17 protein-coding genes are annotated in these 20,142 nt (G+C 68.1%); 5 read left to right on the top strand and 12 right to left on the bottom strand.

All coding sequences use genetic code 11. The features are described from left to right. Positions 1–18 precede the first annotated feature (18 nt). From gsiD to FS845_RS20430, 6 genes are all read right to left on the bottom strand, one after another. A complete protein-coding gene (gene gsiD / locus FS845_RS20455) occupies positions 19–954 on the bottom strand; it encodes a glutathione ABC transporter permease GsiD (RefSeq protein ID WP_260986376.1) in 936 nt (311 codons plus the stop codon). A gap of 8 nt (positions 955–962) precedes the next feature. Next, positions 963–1,883, bottom strand: coding sequence for a glutathione ABC transporter permease GsiC (gene gsiC / locus FS845_RS20450; RefSeq protein ID WP_144638764.1), 921 nt, complete (start codon positions 1,881–1,883; stop codon positions 963–965). 106 nt (positions 1,884–1,989) lie between these two features. Continuing rightward, a complete protein-coding gene (gene gsiB, locus FS845_RS20445) occupies positions 1,990–3,543 on the bottom strand; it encodes a glutathione ABC transporter substrate-binding protein GsiB (protein ID WP_144638762.1) in 1,554 nt (517 codons plus the stop codon). A 59-nt stretch (positions 3,544–3,602) separates the two neighbouring features. Further along, a complete protein-coding gene (locus tag FS845_RS20440) occupies positions 3,603–5,477 on the bottom strand; it encodes a dipeptide ABC transporter ATP-binding protein (protein WP_144638759.1) in 1,875 nt (624 codons plus the stop codon). A 42-nt stretch (positions 5,478–5,519) separates the two neighbouring features. After that, positions 5,520–6,500: an isoaspartyl peptidase/L-asparaginase family protein gene (locus tag FS845_RS20435; protein ID WP_144638758.1), complete on the bottom strand. Its 981-nt coding sequence runs from the start codon at positions 6,498–6,500 to the stop codon at positions 5,520–5,522. Next, positions 6,497–7,384, bottom strand: a complete 888-nt coding sequence (locus tag FS845_RS20430) for a MurR/RpiR family transcriptional regulator (RefSeq protein ID WP_144638756.1) — start codon at positions 7,382–7,384, stop codon at positions 6,497–6,499. The genes FS845_RS20435 and FS845_RS20430 overlap by 4 nt, the downstream gene beginning before the upstream one ends. 332 nt (positions 7,385–7,716) lie before the next feature. Between FS845_RS20430 and FS845_RS26730 the strand changes: the two genes are divergently transcribed. The 3 genes from FS845_RS26730 (at position 7,717) to FS845_RS20415 (ending at position 10,975) form a co-directional block, all read left to right on the top strand. Then, positions 7,717–8,967 (top strand): hypothetical protein, encoded by a 1,251-nt coding sequence (locus tag FS845_RS26730; RefSeq protein ID WP_144638754.1) that lies wholly within the window; start codon positions 7,717–7,719, stop codon positions 8,965–8,967. A gap of 70 nt (positions 8,968–9,037) precedes the next feature. Further along, entirely contained in the window at positions 9,038–9,487 is a 450-nt protein-coding gene (locus FS845_RS26725; RefSeq protein ID WP_144638752.1) for a GNAT family N-acetyltransferase, read from the top strand. Between the two features lie 210 nt (positions 9,488–9,697). Continuing rightward, on the top strand, positions 9,698–10,975 hold the full coding sequence (locus FS845_RS20415; RefSeq protein ID WP_144638750.1) for a hypothetical protein: 1,278 nt from the start codon (positions 9,698–9,700) through the stop codon (positions 10,973–10,975). A gap of 201 nt (positions 10,976–11,176) precedes the next feature. Here the strand turns inward: FS845_RS20415 and FS845_RS20410 are convergent, their stop codons facing one another. The 3 genes from FS845_RS20410 to FS845_RS20400 form a co-directional block, all read right to left on the bottom strand. Then, on the bottom strand, positions 11,177–11,830 hold the full coding sequence (locus FS845_RS20410) for a CoA transferase subunit B (RefSeq protein ID WP_144638748.1): 654 nt from the start codon (positions 11,828–11,830) through the stop codon (positions 11,177–11,179). A gap of 11 nt (positions 11,831–11,841) precedes the next feature. Further along, positions 11,842–12,540, bottom strand: coding sequence for a CoA transferase subunit A (locus FS845_RS20405; RefSeq protein WP_144638746.1), 699 nt, complete (start codon positions 12,538–12,540; stop codon positions 11,842–11,844). A gap of 109 nt (positions 12,541–12,649) precedes the next feature. Continuing rightward, a complete protein-coding gene (locus FS845_RS20400) occupies positions 12,650–13,102 on the bottom strand; it encodes an acyl-CoA thioesterase (protein WP_409929319.1) in 453 nt (150 codons plus the stop codon). A gap of 109 nt (positions 13,103–13,211) precedes the next feature. Here FS845_RS20400 and FS845_RS20395 point away from each other — a divergent pair, with 109 nt between their 5' ends. Further along, positions 13,212–14,858: an electron transfer flavoprotein-ubiquinone oxidoreductase gene (locus tag FS845_RS20395; protein WP_186332360.1), complete on the top strand. Its 1,647-nt coding sequence runs from the start codon at positions 13,212–13,214 to the stop codon at positions 14,856–14,858. Positions 14,859–14,955: 97 nt separating this feature from the next. After that, positions 14,956–15,792, top strand: a complete 837-nt coding sequence (locus FS845_RS20390) for an NAD(P)H-binding protein (protein ID WP_144638744.1) — start codon at positions 14,956–14,958, stop codon at positions 15,790–15,792. A gap of 138 nt (positions 15,793–15,930) precedes the next feature. On the opposite strand, the gene ltaE is transcribed toward FS845_RS20390, so the two are convergent. The 3 genes from ltaE to acs all read right to left on the bottom strand — a co-directional run bounded on the left by ltaE (position 15,931) and on the right by acs (position 20,029). Then, positions 15,931–16,947, bottom strand: a complete 1,017-nt coding sequence (ltaE, locus tag FS845_RS20385; protein ID WP_144638742.1) for a low-specificity L-threonine aldolase — start codon at positions 16,945–16,947, stop codon at positions 15,931–15,933. A 91-nt stretch (positions 16,948–17,038) separates the two neighbouring features. After that, positions 17,039–17,944, bottom strand: a complete 906-nt coding sequence (locus tag FS845_RS20380; RefSeq protein WP_144638740.1) for a DMT family transporter — start codon at positions 17,942–17,944, stop codon at positions 17,039–17,041. A 105-nt stretch (positions 17,945–18,049) separates the two neighbouring features. After that, on the bottom strand, positions 18,050–20,029 hold the full coding sequence (gene acs, locus FS845_RS20375; RefSeq protein ID WP_144638738.1) for an acetate--CoA ligase: 1,980 nt from the start codon (positions 20,027–20,029) through the stop codon (positions 18,050–18,052). Positions 20,030–20,142 lie beyond the last annotated feature (113 nt).

The following is a 20,142-nucleotide window of genomic DNA, read 5'->3' as shown; positions in this document are numbered from 1 at the left end:
CAGGGCGCCGCGGTCCGCTTACTTGCGGTCGATCTTGGGGTCCAGCGCGTCGCGCAGGCCGTCGCCCAGCAGGTTGAAGGCCAGCACGGTCAGGAAGATCGCCAGCGCGGGGAAGATCGCGATGTGCGGGGCCATGACCATGTCGGCGCGGGCTTCGTTCAGCATGGCGCCCCACTCGGGCGTGGGCGGTTGCGCACCCATGCCCAGGAAGGACAGGCTGGCCGCCGTGATGATCGATGTGCCGATCCGCATGGTGCCGTACACCACGATGGGCGAGATGGTGCCCGGCAGGATGTGGCGCATGATGATGGTCCAGTCGGACGCGCCCACGCTGCGCACGGCCTCGACGTAGGTCATCTGCTTGATGGCCAGCGTGTTGCCGCGCACCAGGCGGGCGAAGGCCGGCACGCTGAATACGGCCACGGCCACGATCACGTTGACCATGCTGGAACCCAGGATGGCCACCACGCCGATGGCCAGCAGCATGCCCGGGAAGGCCAGCAGCACGTCGGAGATGCGCATGGTGATGCGCTCCCACCAGCCTTCGTAGTAGCCGGCCATCAGGCCCATCAGCGTGCCCACGACGGCGCCCATGGCCACCGACAGGAAGCCCGCGGCCAGCGAGATGCGCGCGCCCATCAGCACGCGGCTGAAGATGTCGCGGCCCAGCGAATCCACGCCGAACCAGTGCGTCCACGAGGGCGTGGCGTTCAGCGCGTCGTAGTCGAAGAAGTTTTCCGGGTCGAACGGCACCAGCCAGGGCGCGAACACCGCGGCCAGGACCAGCAGCAGCACGAACAGGCCGGCGGCCAATGCCAGCTTCTGCTTGCGGAACTTGCGCCAGAATTCGGTGGCGGGGGTACGCACCGCGGCCTGCGCGGCCACGGCGGGCGCCGCGCCGGGACCGGCGGCGGCGGCTTCGGTGGTGGCCGAGGCGGTTTCGATATTGCTCATGCCCGCCCTCACTTGTAGCGAATGCTGGGATTGATGACGCCGTACAGCACGTCGACAATCAGGTTGATCAGGATGAATTCCAGCGAGAACAGCAGCACCAGGCCCTGGATCACCGGATAGTCGCGCTGGGTGACGGCGTCGACCAGCAGGCGGCCCAGTCCGGGCCAGTTGAACACGGTCTCGACCACGATGGAGCCGCCCAGCAGGAAGCCGAACTGCAGGCCCATCATGGTGACCACCGGGATCAGCGCGTTGCGCAGCGTGTGCTTGGTCACCACCACGCGTTCGGACAGGCCCTTGGCGCGCGCGGTGCGCACGAAGTCTTCCTGGATGACCTCGACGAACGAGGCGCGCGTGAAGCGGGCCATCACCGCGGCCACGGCCGCGCCCAGCGTGATGGACGGCAGGATGTAGTGCTGCCAGCTGGAGGCGCCCACCGTGGGCAGCCATCCCAGCTCGACGGAGAAGATCTGCATCAGCACCATGCCCAGCGCGAAGGCGGGGAACGAAATGCCGGACACCGCCAGCGTCATGCCCAGGCGATCGGGCCACTTGTTGCGCCAGACGGCCGAGACGATGCCGATGACCATGCCGAAGGTCACGGACCAGGCCATCGCGGCCAGCGTGAGCCACAGGGTGGGCATGAAGCGCTCGGCGATCTCCGTGGCGACGGGTCGCTTGCTGCGCAGCGAGGTGCCCAGGTCGCCTTGCATCATGTGGCTGAAGTAGCGCACGAACTGCTGCGGCAGGGGCAGGTCCAGGCCCAGTTCCTTGCGGACCAGCTCGACGGTGGTCTGATCGGCTTCCTGGCCGGCGGCCAGGCGCGCGGGGTCGCCCGGCAGCATGTGCACGAAGAGGAACACGACCACGGCCACCAGCAGCAGCGTGGGGATCATGCCCAATAGACGTTTGACGATGTAGGTGAACATTGAGAATTCCTGCGGCAAAGGCCGGGAGGACTCGCCTCCCGGCCGATGCGGCATAACGCGATTGAAAGCTCGCGGGTTTACGCTCGCGGGTTTGCTGCCTTGCTGCTTACTGCTTCAGGTCGATATCGCCGAACCAGAACGAGGTGTCGGGCTCGACGTAGATGCCGGACAGGTTCTTCGAACGCACGTACAGGTTGTTCTGGGTCACCAGGAAGGCCCACGGGGCGTCGTTCCAGATGGTTTCCTGGGCATCCTTGTACAGCTTGGTCTTCTCGTCGCGGTTGACCGTGGCCAGCGCGTTGGCGATGTCGTCGTCGACCTTCTTGTTCGAGTAGTACGACACGTTGTTCAGCACCGGCGGGAACGCGGCGGTGGTCAGCAGCGGACGCAGGCCCCAGTCGGCCTCGCCGGTCGACGAGGACCAGCCGGCGTAGTACATGCGGACCTTGGCTTCCTCGGGCTTCTGCACCTGCTGCACGCGCTGCACGCGCTGGCCGGATTCCAGCACCTCGACCGAGACCTTGACGCCGACCTGGGCCAGCTGCTGCTGCAGGAACTGCACCACCTTCACCGACGTGCCGTCGTTGTAGGCGGACCACAGCGTGCTTTCGAAGCCGTTGGGGAAGCCGGCCTCGGCCAGCAGCGCCTTGGCCTTCTTGGGATCGTACGGCCATTGGCCGATCTTGTGCGCGAAATCCACGCCTTGCGGCACCACGCCGTCCACCGGGGTGGCGTAGCCGGCGAAAGCCACCTTGGCCAGGGCCTGCTTGTTGATGGCGTAGTTGATGGCCTGGCGGACCTTGACGTTGTCGAACGGCTTCTGCTGCACGTTCATCGACAGGTAGCGCGCCATGATCGAGTTCTGGTGGTCGACCAGTTCGATCTTGTCGTTCTTGGCCAGCACGGCGGCCTGCTCGAACGGCACCGGGAAGGCGAAATGGGCCTCGCCCGTCTGCACCACCGCGGCGCGCGTGTTGTTGTCGGTGACGGTGCGGAAGGTCAGGGTGTCGATCTTCGGGTAGCCCTTCTTCCAGTAGCCGTCGAACTTCTTGACCTTCAGGTACTCGGCGGGCTTCCATTCGACGAATTCGAAGGGGCCGGTGCCCACGGGGTGGAAGCCGATGTCCTTGCCCCACTTCTTCAGGGCGGCCGGCGAGATCATCATGGCGGCGGGATGGGCCAGCGCGTTGATGAAGGCCGAGAACGGCTTCTTCAGCGTGATCTTGACGGTGTAGGGATCGATGACGTCGATCTGCTTGATCACGCTGAACTGGATGTAGCGCGACAGGCGGTTGTCCGGATTGGCAGGACGGTCGAAGTTGATCTTGACCGCTTCGGCGTTGAAGTCGGTGCCGTCCTGGAACTTCACGCCCTGGCGCAGCTTGAACGTGTATTCCAGGCCGTCTTCGGTGACGCTGTAGTCGGTGGCCAGCACCTTCTGGATCTTCAGGTCCTTGTCGAACTCGAACAGGCCTTCGTAGTAGGCCTTGCCGGCCGCCTGGTTCAGGGTGCTGTTGGTGTTGTAGGGATCCAGCGTTTCCAGCGCGATGGCAACCGCGAGGGTAACGTCCTTGGCAGCCATCGCCATGGGCGACGCCAGCACGCCAAAGGCCAGCGCTGCGGCGGCCATGATCTTGGTCGGGCGCGATACGAATTTCATGTAAGGCTCCTGTCTTCTCGGAGAGGTCGGTTTTGGTGGAAGAGGACTGCTAGGAAAAATCAGTAAGCGCCGCCGATGCTGTGGCGGGCCACGAAGTGGTCGGGACCCACGGCCACCAGCGGCTGCACCAGCGGGTCGTCGCCAAGCTTGCGGATGGGGCTGGGGATCTCGTCGGACAACAGCGTGCGCTTGCGATGGCGCCGGGCCGGGTCCGCGATGGGCACCGCCGCCATCAGCTTCTTGGTGTAGGGGTGCTGCGGGTTCTCGAAAATGGCGCGGCGCGGGCCGATCTCGACGATCTGGCCCAGGTACATCACGGCCACGCGGTGGCTGACGCGCTCGACCACGGCCATGTCGTGCGAGATGAACAGGAACGAGATGCCCAGGTCGCGCTGCAGGTCGATCAGCAGGTTGACGATCTGCGCCTGGATGGACACGTCCAGCGCGGACACGGACTCGTCGGCGATCACCACCTTCGGGTTCAGGGCCAGGGCGCGCGCGATGCAGATGCGCTGGCGCTGGCCGCCCGAGAATTCGTGCGGATAGCGGTCCGCGACTTCGGGCGGCAGGCCCACGCGCTCCAGCAGCTCGGCCACGCGGCGCTCGGCCTCGCGGCCCCTGGCCACGCCGTGCACCAGCAGCGGCTCCATGATGGAGAAGCCGACGGTGACGCGCGGGTCCAGCGACGCGAAGGGATCCTGGAACACGAACTGGATGTCGCGGCGCAGCGATTGCAGCTCGGCCGGGCGCAGCTTGACGATGTCGCGGCCGCCGAACTGGATGCTGCCCGACTGGCTGTCGACCAGGCGCAGCAGCGAGCGGCCGGTGGTGGACTTGCCGCAGCCGGACTCGCCCACCAGCGACAGCGTTTCGCCGGGATACAGGTCGAAGCTGACGTGCTCGACGGCATGCACGCGGCGCTGCACGCGGCTGAGGATGCCGCCGCGCAGATCGAAGCGCGTGACCAGGTCGCGCACGCTGAGCACCGGGGTCTTGGAGGCCGACGGCGCCACCTGCGTGGCGGGCTCGGGCACCTGCACCTTGTCCTCGACGTGCAGCAGCGGAAAGCGCGCCGGCAGGTCGGTGCCCTGCATGGCGCCCAGGCGCGGCACGGCCGACAGCAGGGCCTTGGTATACGGGTGTTGCGGGGCGGAGAAGATCTGCTCGGACGGACCTTCCTCGACCTTGTCGCCGCGGAACATCACCAGCACGCGGTCGGCCACTTCGGCCACCACGCCCATGTCGTGGGTGATGAACACCACGCCCATCTGCATCTCTTCCTGCAGCTGGCGGATCAGTTGCAGGATCTGCGCCTGGATGGTCACGTCCAGCGCGGTGGTGGGTTCGTCGGCGATCAGCAGCGCGGGCTTGCAGGCCAGCGCCATGGCGATCATCACGCGCTGGCGCATGCCGCCCGAGAGCTGGTGCGGGTGGCGGTCCATCACGGAACGGGCTTCGGGGATGCGCACCTGTTCCAGCATGCGCAGCGCCTCGGCGCGCGCGGCCGCGCTGTCCATGCCCTGGTGCAGGCGGATCGATTCGGCGATCTGGTCGCCTGCCGTGAACACCGGGTTCAGCGAGGTCATCGGCTCCTGGAAGATCATCGCCATGTCGGCGCCGCGCACGCCGCGCATGGCGCGCTGGCTGGCGCCGGCCAGGTCGATGACCGCGCCGTTGCGGCGGCGCAGGGCCATGCGGCCGCTGACGACGCGGCCGCCGCCGTGCTCGACCAGGCGCATCAGCGTCAGCGAGGTCACCGACTTGCCCGAACCCGACTCGCCCACGATGGCCAGGGTCTCGCCCCGGTCGACGTGGAAGGACAGGTTGCGCACGGCGTTCACCGTGCGCTCAGACGACACGAAGTTCACGCTCAGGTCGTCCACCTGCACCACGCGATTCTCGGGCAGCGCCAGGGAGGATGCGCGCTCAACCATCTTGATTGTTCCTATCTTGCAGACTACGTAAATCGGCGGCGGTCATCGATAGATGGACGCCACGGGAGGCTCGCCCACGCGGGCATAGCCACGGTACATACCTTCGGTGTTGAACGGCAAGGCCACGTTGCCCTGCGCGTCGACGGCGATCAGGCCGCCCTTGCCGCCGATGGTGGGCAGCTTGTCCTCGACCACGCGGCGCGCGGCCTCGGCCAGCGGCGTGCCGCAATATTCCATCTGGGCGGCCACGTCGTACGCGGCGACCATGCGGATGAACATCTCGCCGGTGCCCGTGGTGGACACCGCGCAGGTGCGGTTGCTGGCGTAGCAGCCCGCGCCGATCATCGGCGCGTCGCCCACGCGGCCCACCTGCTTGTTCGTGATGCCGCCGGTGGACGTGGCCGCAGCCACGTTGCCCTGCGCGTCCACCGCCACGGCGCCCACGGTGCCCAGCTTCTTGTCGGCATCCAGCGGATCGGCCGGGGCGGGCTGGCCGCGTGCCACCAGGGCCTGGCCGTCGTGGTCCAGCACGGCCGCGTCGGGCGTCTCGCGCTGCACGCGCAGCAGCTGCTCACGGCGGGCCTCGGTGGAGAAGTACGAAGGGTCGACGACTTCCAGGCCGTGTTCGCGCGCGAAGGCTTCCGCGCCCTCGCCCACGAAAAACACGTGCTTGCTTTCTTCCATCACCTTGCGTGCGGCCAGCACCGGATTGCGCAGGCAATCGACGTTGGCGATGGCGCCCGAGCGCAGCGTGGCGCCGTCCATGATGGACGCGTCCAGCTCATGGGTGCCGGCGCTGGTGAACACGGCGCCGTGACCCGCGTTGAACAGCGGACAGTCCTCAAGCAGGCGCACGGCCTCGGTGACGGCGTCCAGGGCGCTGCCGCCGGCCGCCAGCACGGCCTGGCCCGCGGCCAGGATGCGGGTCAGCGCGGACAGGTATTCCTGTTCCTTCTCGGGGGACATGGCCGCGCGCGACATCGCGCCGGCGCCGCCATGAATGGCGATCACAGGTTGAATCATCGTTTTCCTACACCATGGATGAGCCACGGCATCACGGACTCGGTCACGCCGGCCGCCGCGGCAACGGAATTCTTGGCGCGGTACGCCACCGCGGCCGCCAGGGCCTCGATGAGCCCGAGGGCCGCGCTTTCGGAGTTGGGACTGAGCTGGCGGCCGCTGTGCGCGTACAGCGCGACGGAAGCGGTGGGCGCCAGCGGCGAAGTGGGCTTGTCGGTCAGCGCCAGCACCGGCACGCCGGCCTGCTGCGCCGCGCGGGCCAGCGTGACGGTGTCGGACAGGTAGCGCGGGAACGCGATGGCGATGACCAGGTCGTCGCGCGTCATGCGCGACATGCGGCGCGCGGCGTGGGACACCCCGCCCGCGCTGGCCAGCGATTCGACCATGTTCAGGTGCATGCACAGCGCGCGGTGCAGCATGCCGGCCAGGAACCCACTGGCGCCGAAGCCGATGATGAACACGCGCTGCGCCGCCAGGATGGCGTCGACCGCGCGCTCGCAGGCATTGGCGTCCAGTGACTGCAGCGTGCGCTGCGCGTTGGCGATGTCTTCCTGCAGCGACGCGGCGAAGATCTGGGCGGCGCTGGCCGACTGGGCCAGCTCGGTGCGCAGCTTCTCCACGGGCTCGAGCGCGGCCTCGAAACCGCGCGCCAGCTCGGCGCGGAACTGCGGGTAACCCGGCAGGCCGAGCGCCTTCGCGAACCGGTTCGCGCTGGCCACCGACACACCGGCGGCCGCCGCGAATTCGTCGATGGTCATGGTGGCCGCCCGGAAATGATGCGCCAGGACGTACTCGGCCATGGCGTGCTGGGCCGGACTGAATTCCGGTTGCGCGCGGGCGATGCGGTCGGCGATCGAGGGAGCGGCCTTGGCCTTGGAGGGGGACACGAGGGGGTTAAGGAGAGAAACGCGGAGGGCTGGCGACGGTGCGTGTAAATCTGTTTACACACACATTGTATTAAAGAAAATAAATTTTCATACCGAGGGTATACCCGTGGCCTCTGTCTTTCCGTTGTCATCGAAAGGACGGCCCTGCCGCATGCGCCTCCGGGGCGGTTCAGCTCTCGTTCAGCGCCCACTAAAAGGCGGTAACACAATGTCGGCAGGCGGCAAAACCTGGCCGGCTATGCTCCGTCTGCCCTCGTCGCGCCCCTCCCCCATACCCTGCCGGACGCCGCGAGACCTCCCTACGTTTTTCCCTCATCCCTCAGGCGGATTCCATGAGAAAGAAGCTGGCCCTCACCTTGCTTTTTCCCGTATTCCTGGCCGCGTGCGGCGGCGGCGGCGGTTCGGACGATGACGACACGCCGCCCCCCGTCACCGAAACGCCGCCTCCCGACGATTCCGCGCCGCCGCCTCCCGTCGACCCCGTGACCCAGGCATCGCTGGCCACGGCCGCCCAGCTGGGCCTGGCGCCCATCGCCGGCAACACCGACTCGGTGCGCGTGTATGACCTGGTCGCCGACATGGGCGATTCGTGGCGGCTGACGCTGAACCTCGATACCGGCGCCTACACGCTGGCCGTGCTGTACACCGCCTACGACCTGACCGGCACCAGCGGGACCTTCGCGCGGACCGCCAACGGCGCATTCTCCACGGTGACGGGCGCGGGCGGCGTGTTCACGCTGCTGATCGACGACCGCACGCGCACCATCGCGGGCACCGTGGCGCTGGGCGGCATGACCGCCTCGGTCAGCGGCACCGCCTACGCCGCGCCGGTCGATCGGGCCGTGCTGGCCGGCACCTATCTGCTCGACCTCTACGCCCGCGCCCTGCCGAGCGAGTCGGACGACGGAACGCCTCCCCTGCCCGTGGAATACCAGGCGACCTTCGGCGCCTTGCGGATCGGCGCCGATGGCGCGTCGGCGCTGTGCGTGGAAAGCACCTTCAATGCCGAGGGACGCTGCGTGGATCCCGATGGGGACGAGAACCCGCCCTTCCCGGCAGAAGTGTCGCTGAACCAGGCGGACGGGCTGCTGCACGCGGTCGTCACCCAGTCCGACGAGCAGACCCTGGACCTGGGCCCCATCCGCGTCCAGGCCGGCGACCGCGGCCCCGTGCTGGCGCTGGACGTGCCGCGCGAGGGCGATGCCATCTTCCCGATCACCGGCGTGACCTACCTGGTCAGGCAGCAGGCCCTGCAAGGCACGGAAATGGACGGCGCCTGGACGTGCAGCAGCAGCGGCAAGCCCACCGGCACCTTGAGCATCTCGGGCACCGCGCTGGCCTGGACCGACGCGGACGGCGCCACCCGGCGCACCACATTGCAATACAACCAGCACGCCTATCGCGATGACGACCCCACGGCGCTGCCCGGCCTGGCCAGCGCCGTCTTCACGGCCACGCCGACCGACGGCACCGAACCCGAGTTCGATTCCGAGTACCTCCTGCCGCTGTCGGCCAGCCTGCTGCTGGTGGCCGATTACCGGTATCCCGGTACGATGTCGACCTGCCACATCAGCGGGAACTGATCCCGCGCGCGGCGCCTGCTTCATCGAAGCAGGCGCCCGATGCCTGCGTGGCACATACACCGTTCACGCCGTGCCCACCTGGACCTGCAAACCCCACGCCGACCTCACCACGACCGAGCTGTACGCCCTGCTGCGCCTGCGCAGCGAGGTCTTCGTGGTGGAACAGCAATGCGTCTTCCTCGATCTGGACGGCCAGGACCTGGCCGGCGACACCTGGCACCTGATGGGCTGGGAGAACGGCGCGCTGGTCGCCGGGGCGCGGCTGCTGGACCCCGCCGGCCATGACGGCGACGCCGTGATCGGCCGCGTGGTCACCGCCGCCGCGGCGCGCGGCCGCGGGCTGGGCCACGAATTGATGCGCCAGGCGCTGCAGGCGGTGCGGCGGCTATGGCCGGAAGCTCCCATCTACCTGGGCGCGCAGCACCGTCTGCAGGCGTTCTATGCGGGCCATGGGTTCGTATCGGCCACCGACGTTTATATGGAAGACGGCATCGCGCATGTCGGCATGCGGAAGGCGTAGCGGCGGCCCTTTTGCTCCATTACTTTTTCATGACAGTCCAGGAGCAAGACGCGGTAACATTTGGTTGTCAGGCAGCAAGATTCTGGGCGCTATTCTGCCGCGTCCCTCGCCGCAGCCTGCGAAAAAAATAGCGTATTGCGAAGACCGCAATCACGCGCGCCGCAGCAGGAAACAAAAGCCTGTCCCATAATCCTTTGTCGAACCCTACGAATGATGAACAAGAAACTGGCTGCAACCCTGCTGTTCCCGCTGTTCCTGGCCGCCTGCGGCGGCGGTGGCGGCGATGACGACGACGAACAGACGCCGCCTCCCGAGACGCCCACCACGCCCGAGAATCCCCCCCCTCCCGTGGACGCGGTCACGCAAGCCTCGCTGGACACGGCCGCCCGTCTCGGCCTGGCGCCCATTGCGGGCAATGCGGGCAACGTCCGTGTCTACGACGTCGTGGCCGACATCGGCGACACCTGGCGCCTGACGCTGGACATGGGCACCGGCGCCTACGGGCTGAAGGTGCTGCACACCGTCTACGGACTGACCGACACCAGCGGCACCTTCACCCAATCGACCAACGGATCGTTCATCACGCTCACGGGCGCCAGCGGCGCCTTCACCCTGCTGATCGACGAACGCACGCGCACCATCGCGGGCGCCATGGCCCTGGGCGGCAAGACGGCGACGGTGTCCGGCACCAGCTACACCGTGCCCGCCGACGTGTCGGTGCTCGCCGGCACGTATTCGATGCTGATCGCGGCGCATAACATTCCGCCCGAACCCCAGCCGGGCGAAGAACCCGAAGAGACGTACCACCAGCTGCTGCCCGGCGCGGTCATGCTGCGCGCCGACGGCAGCGCGGTCATCTGCCCGGAAAGCTACAGCGTCAACGCGGAAGGCCTGTGCACCACGCCGTTCGACGACGACACCTACCCTGGCCTGACCGGCAAGCTGGCCATCGACGCGGCCGATGGCGAATATCACCTGAGGGCCAAGTACGAGGACGAAGAAGAGGCCATCGATTTCGGCATCCTGCGCGTGCAGGCGGGCGACTTCGGCCCCGTGCTGACGCTGGACCTGGCGGCGGCGAGCGGCGTCTTCGGCGACGACTCCGCCGGCGTCGCGTACCTGGTAACCCAGCGCACGCTGGCCGGCACCGAACTCGACGGCTCGTGGACGTGCAGCCAGAAGGGCGAATTGGCCGGCACCGCGAGCATCAGCGCCACGAACCTGGTCTTTACCGACACCGCCAGCGTCCAGCAGACCGGAACGCTGTACTACGACCAGATCTATAACAGCGAGGAGGAAAACGTGCCGTTCAAGGCCCTGGTGTCCCTGGTGACGACGCCCGCTGCCGATCCCAACGACGAGGAAGCGGAAGCGCCCGAGCCCCGCCTGTCGGGCGTGCTGCTGCCGATGTCCTCCAGCGTCATGCTGCTGTCCCGTTTCAACCGGGAATCCTCGGACCTGCCCGCCGGCATCTGCCACCGCAATTGACCCCCGGCGCGCCCCCGCAGGCGGGGACGATGCGCAACGCCCTGCCCCGGATCCCCGGGACAGGGCGTTTTCATTGGCGCCTTCGCATCCGGCCGCGCCATTGGCCCCTCACGTGAAAACGCCTTGCGCGGCAGGACCGGGCAAGGCGTTCGGTACATCACGATGGCGGGTGGGCCGGCCGGCCCATCCGCCATTTTCGCGTCAGGCCACCAGCGACACGTCCAGCTTGGCGTGCGTCTTGGACTTGATTTCGTCGACCGTGACGCCCGGCGCCGTTTCCAGCAGCTTCAGGCCGTCCTCGGTGACTTCCATCACGCCCAGGTCGGTGATGATGAGGTCGACCACGCCCACGCCGGTCAGCGGCAGGTTGCACTCGGCCAGCAGCTTGATGTCCTCGGTGCCGTCCTTCTTCTTGGCCACGTGTTCCATCAGCACGACCACGCGCTTGACGCCGGCCACCAGGTCCATGGCGCCGCCCATGCCCTTGACCATCTTGCCGGGGATCATCCAGTTGGCCAGGTCGCCCTTCTCGGACACCTGCATGGCGCCCAGGATGGCCAGGTTGATCTTGCCGCCGCGGATCATGCCGAACGAGTCGGCCGACGAGAAGATGGACGAGCCAGGCAGCGTGGTGACGGTCTGCTTGCCGGCGTTGATCAGGTCGGGATCGACTTCGGCGTCGGTGGGGAACGGGCCGATGCCCAGCAGCCCGTTCTCGGACTGCAGCCAGACCTCGATGCCCTTGGGCACGTGGTTGGCCACCAGGGTGGGCAGGCCGATGCCCAGGTTCACGTAGAAACCGTCTTTCAGTTCTTGCGCGGCGCGCGCCGCCATTTCATCGCGGGACCATGCCATGTTTCGTCTCCTCAGGCGGCACGCGTGGTGCGTTGTTCGATGCGTTTTTCCGGGCTGGCGTTGACCACGATCCGGTGCACGAAGATGCCGGGCAGGTGGATCTGGTCGGGGTCGAAGGCGCCGGTGTCGACCACTTCCTCGACCTCGACGATGGTGACCTTGCCGGCCATGGCCACGTTGGGGTTGAAGTTGCGCGCAGTCTTGCGGAACAGCAGGTTGCCGCTGCGGTCGGCCTTGTAGGCCTTGACCAGCGACACGTCGGGCACCAGCGAGCGCTCCATGACGTATTGTTCGCCGTCGAACTCGCGGATTTCCTTGCCGTCGGCCACGATGGTGCCCACGCCGGTGCGGGTGAAGAAGGCCGGGATGCCGGCGCCGCCGGCGCGCAGCTTCTCGGCCAGCGTGCCCTGGGGCGTGAACTCGAGCTCGAGTTCGCCGGCCAGGTACTGGCGTTCGAATTCCTTGTTCTCGCCCACGTACGACGCGATCATCTTGCGGACCTGGCGGGTGTTCAGCAACTGGCCCAGGCCGAACCCGTCGACGCCGGCGTTGTTGCTGATGCAGGTCAGGCCCTTCACGCCCGAATCGCGCAGCGCGGCGATCAGGGCCTCGGGAATGCCGCACAGCCCGAAACCGCCGACGGCGATCATCTGGCCGTCCTTGACGACGCCTGCCAGCGCCTCGGCGGCGCTTGCATAAACCTTGTCCATTGCTCCAGCTCCTTTAGAGTTCGAAACCGTACGAAAGGCGCCCGCCGATGCGGGCGTCGCGTATTTCATTTTGCCGACGATTGTAGCGGCTGATGCCGCGCCGCACCATTCAGGGCGCGGCCCGGAATTGCGCGCCGAATTTCGCCAGCAGGTCCTCGGGCCAGGGCTGCGAGCGGTTCGCCGCGAAATCCATGCACACCAGCACGTTGCGGCCGCGCGCATAAACGCCGGCATCGTCGCCCAGCTTCTCGAGCGTGAGCTCGAAATCGATGCTGGAGCGGCCGATGCGCGCCACCCTATGCGTGACGCGCACGTCGGCGGGATAGGTCAGCGGCCGCATGAAATCGCACGAGGCATGCGCCAGGATGGCACCGGCGCCCGGACCCGGCAACTGCATGCCGGCGCCGTACAGGATGCGCATGCGCGCCTCTTCCATCAAGCGGAAATAGACGGTGTTGTTCAGGTGGTTGAGCGAGTCGGAATCGCCCCAGCGCAAGGGCAGATCGACCTGGTGGACGTCGCCTTCGGCCAAGAGGCGCATCGTCGGGTTGTCGGGGGACAAGCGTGGTACTCCTGATGTGGGGATCGCGCGCCGACGAGCCTCGCCGGCTGCAATACAATCGCCGATGATACTTCTTGCCATACCGAAGCCGATAGAGGGGAACTTTGCAATGTCCGAACGGGAATCGATGGAATATGACGTGGTCGTGGTCGGAGGCGGGCCCGCCGGTCTGGCCGCCGCGATCCGTCTGAAGCAGCTCGCCGCAGAAAACAATCGCGAGGTCGGCGTCTGCGTGCTGGAGAAAGGCGCCGAGCTGGGCGCGCACATCCTGTCCGGCGCCGTCATGGACCCCCAGGCCCTGACCGAGCTGATTCCCGACTGGAAGGAAAAGGGCGCGCCGCTGAACGTGCCCGTCACGCAGGACCAGTTCCTGTTCCTGACGCGCACCGGCTCGCGCCGCACGCCCAACTGGATGCTGCCGGCCTGTTTCCACAATGAGGGCAACTACGTCGTCCGCCTGGGCGACGTGGTGAAGTGGCTGGGCGAGCAGGCGGAAGCCCTGGGCGTGGACGTGTTCCCCGGCTTCGCCGCCGTCGAGGTGCTGTACGACGACGCCGGCGCCGTGCGCGGCGTGGCCACGGGCGACATGGGCGTGGCGCGCGATGGCTCGCACACCGACCACTACCAGCCGGGCATGGAGCTGCTGGCCCGCTACACCATGTTCGCGGAAGGTTCCCGCGGCCAGCTGGGCCGCCAGCTCATCGCCCGCTACAAGCTGGACGATGGCCGCGATCCGCAATCCTACGGCATCGGCATCAAGGAAATGTGGGAAGTCGATCCGGCGCAGTCGCGTCCCGGCCTGGTGACGCACACCGCAGGCTGGCCGCTGGACAGCGACACCTACGGCGGCTCGTTCCTCTATCACCTGGACAACAACCTGGTGGCCGTCGGCATGGTGGTGGGCCTGGACTACGCCAACCCCTGGCTGTCGCCCTTCGAGGAATTCCAGCGCTACAAGACGCACCCCGCCATCCGCACCACGTTCGAGGGCGGCAAGCGCATCGCCTACGGCGCGCGTGCCATCACGGCGGGCGGCCTGCTGTCGCTGCCCAAGCTGGTGTTCCCGGGCGGCGCCATGATCGGCTGCGAAGCGGGCTTCCTGAACGCCTCGCGCATCAAGGGCAGCCATGCCGCCATCAAGACCGGCAAGCTGGCCGCCGAGGCCGCCTTCGAGGCCCTGGGCGCCGACCGCAAGCAGGACGAGCTGAGCTCCTACCCCGCCGCGTTCGAAGCCTCGTGGCTGCACGCCGAGCTGCACAAGGCGCGCAACTTCAAGCAGTGGTTCAAGAAGGGCCAGACCGTGGCCACGCTGATGACCGGCATCGAGCAGTGGCTGCTCAAGGGCAATTTTCCCTGGACCATCCACCGCACCAAGGCCGACCACACCTATCTGCAGCCGGCCTCGCAGTGCGCGCGCATCGACTACCCCAAGCCCGACGGCAAGCTCACGTTCGACAAGCTCAGCTCGGTGTTCATCTCGAACACCAACCACGACGAGAACGAGCCCGTGCACCTGACGCTGAAGGATCCCAGCGTGCCGGTGGCGATCAACCTGGCGCAGTACGGCGGCCCCGAGGCGCGCTACTGCCCGGCGGGCGTGTACGAGTTCATCAAGGACGACCACGGCGCCGACAAGCTGCAGATCAACGCGCAGAACTGCGTGCACTGCAAGACCTGCGACATCAAGGACCCGACCCAGAACATCGTCTGGGTGGCGCCGCAAGGCGGCGAGGGCCCGGTCTACAGCGGCATGTGATGGCGGTGCGCGGCATGCAATGCGCGGCATGCAATATGGGGCATGACCCTGCATGGCATGCGCTGCGCGGCCGCGCCAACGCTTACAGGAGTCGCGCATGGAACGCGTGCTGATGGTCGGTTGCGGTGACCTGGGGATGCGCGCCGCGCGCCGCCTGCTGGCCCGCGGCGACGAAGTCTGGGCGCTGCGCCGCTCGGCATTGCCGGCCGACGCCCCCGCCGGCCTGCAATGGATCCAGGCCGATCTCGGCCGGCCCGACACGCTGGCGCGGCTGCCCGAGGGCATCACGCGCGTGGCCTGGCTGCCTTCGCCGGGCAAGCGTGATCCACAGGCCTATGCGCGCGTCTTCACCGATCCCCTGCCCCACGTGTTCGGCGCGCTGGACCGCGCGGTGTTGAAGCGCGTGGTGTTCGTCTCGTCCTCGGCGGTATACGGCGGCCACGGCGGCGCGTGGATCGACGAAAGCGCCACGCCCGAGCCCAAGGGCTTCAACGGCGAGATTCTGCTGCAGGCCGAGCAGTGGCTGGCCCGCCAGGGCCTGCCCGCCACGTCGCTGCGGCTGGCGGGACTGTACGGCCCCGGCCGCGCGCAATTGCTGGAGCGGCTGCGCGCGGGCGACGCACGCGCGCCGGTCGATCCGCCGCACTGGGCCAACCGCATGCACATCGAGGATGCCGCCGCCGCGGTGGCGCACCTGCTGCACGCGCCGGACGTCGAACCCGTGTACATCGGCTGCGACGACACGCCGCTGCCGCTGCACGTGCTGTACGGCTACCTGGCCGACCTGCTGGGCGCCCCGGCGCCCGCGGAAGGCCCGCCGCCCCCGGGCGTGGGCAGCAAGCGGCTGTCCAATGCGCGGCTGCGCGCCAGCGGGCTGGCGCTGCAATGGCCGGATTCGCGCGAGGGGTATGCGGCGCTGGTGCGAGCCAGCTGACGCGGTCCGCCTGGCGCGCGGCACGGCTTTTGCCGGAGGCGTTTTTTTCGGGGGCCTGGCCCGCGCAGGCCCACCGCGCTGCCGTCCGCGCCCGCACGGCGATAGCCCGCGCGGGCCCCGCCGACCGGCGCCCGGCGCCTAGCGCCCCGCGACGTGCGCGCGGACGGCAGCGACCACCCGGTCCACGTCCGCTTCCGACATGTCCAGGTGCGTGACCAGTCGGGTCGGGCCGTTGTAGACGGCCCGCATCAGGATGCCCTGTTGGCCCAGGGCCTCGGTCAGGCCGTCGCACTTCGCCGCGTCGAACTCCGCGAACACCATGTTGGTGTCCTGCGCAGCGATGCGCACGCCGTCGATGTCCGTCAGGCCGCGGGCCAGGCGCTCAGCGTTGGCGTGGTCCTGCGCCAGGCGGTCCACGTTGTTCTGCAGCGCATACAGGCAGGCCGCGGCCAGGAAGCCGGACTGGCGCATGCCGCCGCCCAGCACCTTGCGCCAGCGGCGCGCCACGTCGATCAGCGCCTTGCTGCCCACCAGCACGGAACCCACCGGCGCGCCCAGGCCCTTGGAAAAACAGATGGAGACCGAGTCGAACGGCTCGCAGATCGCCTGCACGGGCACGCCGCTGGCCACGGCAGCGTTGAAGGCGCGCGCGCCGTCCAGGTGGGTACCCAGCCCGATGCCGCGCGCCCACTCGGTGGCCCGGCGGATGTAGTCCGCGGGAATCACCTTGCCGTGGAAGGTGTTCTCCAGCGCCAGCAGGCGCGTGCGCGCATAGTGCGGATCGCCCTGCGGCTTGACCGCGGCGGCCAGCTTGTCCAGCGGCAGCGAGCCGTCGGCGGCGTGCTCGATGGGCTGCGGCTGGATGCTGCCCAGCACCGCGGCGCCGCCGCCTTCGTACTTGTAGGTATGGGCCAGCTGGCCGACCAGATATTCGTCGCCGCGGCCGCAATGGGCCATCAGGCCGGCCAGGTTGCTCTGCGTGCCGGACGGGAAGAACAGGCCGGCCTCCTTGCCCGTGCGCTCGGCCACCGCGGCCTGCAGGCGCTGCACGGTGGGGTCGTCGCCCATCACGTCGTCGCCGACGGGTGCCTGCCCCATGGCCTGCAGCATGGCGGGGGACGGACGGGTGACGGTATCGCTGCGCAAATCGATCATGCTGGCTCCAGGACTGCGAGAGGATTGGGAAAGCCGGCGCGGCGCGCCGGCGCGAATCGGAAGAAAAACGGGCCGGCGACGGGCCGGCGGCTCATCGGGCGACTGTATCACCGGGGTCGGCTGGCCGGCGGGCCGCGCGGCTGACGACCCACAGGCCGGACAGGATCAGCGCCATGGCGATGCCCTCGTCCATGGTAGGGACCTCGCCCAGGAAGCCCCACGCCATCAGTACCGCAACCACGGGCACGCCCAGGCCGGACAGGCCCGCGATCGAGGCCGGCACGCGCCGGATCACCAGCATCCACAGCAGGTATCCCAAGGCGGTGGCGATCAGGATGATGTACAGCATGCCCGTGATCAGCGTGCCGTTCCATTGCACCGCCTTCTGCGGCACCAGCAGCGCGGCGGGCAGCAGCGCCAGCCCGCCCGACAGCATCTGCCAGGCGGCGAACACCAGCACGTCGGGCGCGTGCCGGTCGAAGGTGCGCTTGGCCAGCACGGTGCCCAGCGCCCAGAAGAAGCCCGCGCCCGTTCCCATGGCGATCGGCAGCAGGCCGGCGTCCAGTCCCTTCCACGGCGCCACGAACCACAGCAGGCCCAGCGCGGCTAGGGCGATGCCGGCCCAGTGGCGCGGCGACGGCTTGTCGCCCAGCAGCCACCAGCCCAGCAGCACCACCCAGAACGGCATGGTGTAGGTGGTCAACGCCACCTGCCCGACGCCGCCCTGCGCCAGCCCCAATTGCACGAGCCCCTGGAAGGCGGCGTTCTGCGTGACGCCCACCAGCACCGTCAGCCACCACGGCACGCCCAGCGGCCGGCGCAGCGCCACGGCCACCATGAACAGCACCGCCGCCCCGCCCAGGTAGCGCAGCGCCGCGAAGTCGAAAGGCCCGATGTAGGGAACCACCGATTTCATCGCGATCCAGCTGCCCGCCCATACCAGGATGGTGATGAGCATCAGGATCAGGCCGCCGCGGCCGGCACTACTGGGGTTCACTGCAGGACTCCGGAAGGGAAAAAGGCACGGGCCGGCATGCATGCCGGCCCGCGGTCATCGGCAGCCGCCCGCGTCCCGTTGCGTGGACCGCGGCGGCATGGCCGGTCAGAGGGGCTTGGACAACTGTTCCAGAATGGCCGGATTCTCCAGCGTGGAGACGTCCTGCGTCACTTCCTCGCCCTTGGCCACCACGCGCAGCAGGCGACGCATGATCTTGCCCGAGCGCGTCTTGGGCAGGTTGTCGCCGAAGCGGATGTCCTTGGGCTTGGCGATGGGACCGATCTCGCGCGCGACCCAGTCGCGCAGCTGCTTGGCGATGGCCTGCGCCTCTTCGCCTTCGGGGCGCGAGCGCTTGAGCACCACGAAGGCCACCACCGCTTCGCCGGTGGTGTCGTCGGGGCGGCCCACCACCGCGGCCTCGGCCACCAGTTCGTGCGCCACCAGCGTGGATTCGATCTCCATGGTGCCCAGGCGGTGGCCCGAGACGTTCAGCACGTCGTCGATGCGGCCCATGATCCAGAAGTAGCCGTCGGCATCGCGCTGCGCGCCGTCGCCCGCCAGGTAATAGCCGCGCAGCTCGGGCGGGAAGTAGCTTTTCTTGAAGCGCTCGGGGTCGCCCCAGATGTTGCGGATCATGGAAGGCCACGGCCGCTTGATCACCAGGAAACCGCCGTTGCCCTGCTCGACGTCGCCGCCGGTTTCGTCGACGATGGCCGCGGTGATGCCCGGCAGCGGCAGCGTGCACGAGCCCGGCTTCAGCGGCGTGGCGCCGGGCAGCGGCGTGATCATGTGGCCGCCCGTCTCGGTCTGCCACCAGGTGTCCACGATGGGGCAGCGCTCGCGGCCCACGTTCTTGTGATACCAGATCCACGCCTCGGGGTTGATGGGCTCGCCCACCGTGCCGATGATGCGCAGCGAATCGAGCGCGTAATTCTTCGGATGCGTGGCGGGCGCGGCCTCGGCGGCCTTGATCAGCGAACGGATGGCCGTGGGCGCGGTGTAGAACACCGACACCTTGTGGCGCGCGATCATGTCCCAGAAACGGCCCGCGTCGGGATAGGTGGGCACGCCCTCGAACATCACCTGCGTCAGGCCGGCGGCCAGCGGGCCGTAGGCGATGTAGGTGTGGCCGGTGATCCAGCCCACGTCGGCCGTGCACCAGTAGACGTCGTCCTTGCGCGAATCGAAGGTCCACTTCACGGTGAGCAGCGCCCACAGCAGGAAGCCAGCCGACGAATGCTGCACGCCCTTGGGCTTGCCGGTGGAGCCCGAGGTATACAGGATGAACAGCGGATGCTCGGCATCGACCACCACGGGTTCGCAGGTGTCGGGTTGCTTGGCCTCGACCTCGTGCATCCACAGGTCGCGGCCTTCGTTCCAGGCCACCTGCCCGCCGGTGCGGCGATACACGACGACCTGCCTGACGGCCTCGCAGCCGCCCATGGCCAGCGCCTCTTCGACGGCGGGCTTCAGCGGAATCTTCTTGCCGCCGCGCATCTGCTCGTCGGCGGTGATGACCAGCGAGGCGCCGACGTCGACGATGCGCTCCTGCAGGCTCTTGGCCGAGAAGCCGCCGAACACCACCGAGTGCGTGACACCCAGGCGCGCGCAGGCCTGCATGGCCACCACGGCCTCGACCGACATGGGCATGTAGACAATGGCGCGGTCGCCCTTCCGGTAGCCCAGTTCCTTCAGGCCGTTGGCGAAGCGGCACACGCGCGCCAGCAACTCGCGGTAGGTGACGCGGTCGACCTTGCCGTCGTCGGACTCGAAGATGATGGCGACCTTGTCGCCATTGCCGCGCTTGACCTGCGCGTCCAGGCAGTTGGCCGACACGTTGAGCTCGCCGTCGCCGAACCAGCGATAGAACGGCGCCTTGGATTCGTCCAGCACCTCGGTGAACGGCTTGGTCCACTGCAGGTTCTCGCGCGCCAGGCGGGCCCAGAAACCTTCGAAGTCCTGCTCGGCTTCCTGGCACAGCTTGTTGTAGGCCTCGATGCCGGAGATGGCCGCGCCCTCGACGGCGGCGGCCGGCGGCGGGAACACCCGGTTCTCGACCAGGACGGATTGAATGGCGTTGGACATGATAGGTCTCCGATCAGGGGTTCTGGTGCTGCCGTTTTTATTGCCGCATGGACTGCGATACGCAACCGTATCGCCAGGCTCTTACGGGCACCTTACGCAAGATGCTGTTCGAT

The sequence above is a fragment of the Bordetella genomosp. 13 genome, from assembly GCF_007679965.1.
Classification (GTDB): Bacteria; Pseudomonadota; Gammaproteobacteria; order Burkholderiales; family Burkholderiaceae_B; genus Bordetella.
This window is presented reverse-complemented; position numbering and strand designations above follow the sequence as displayed.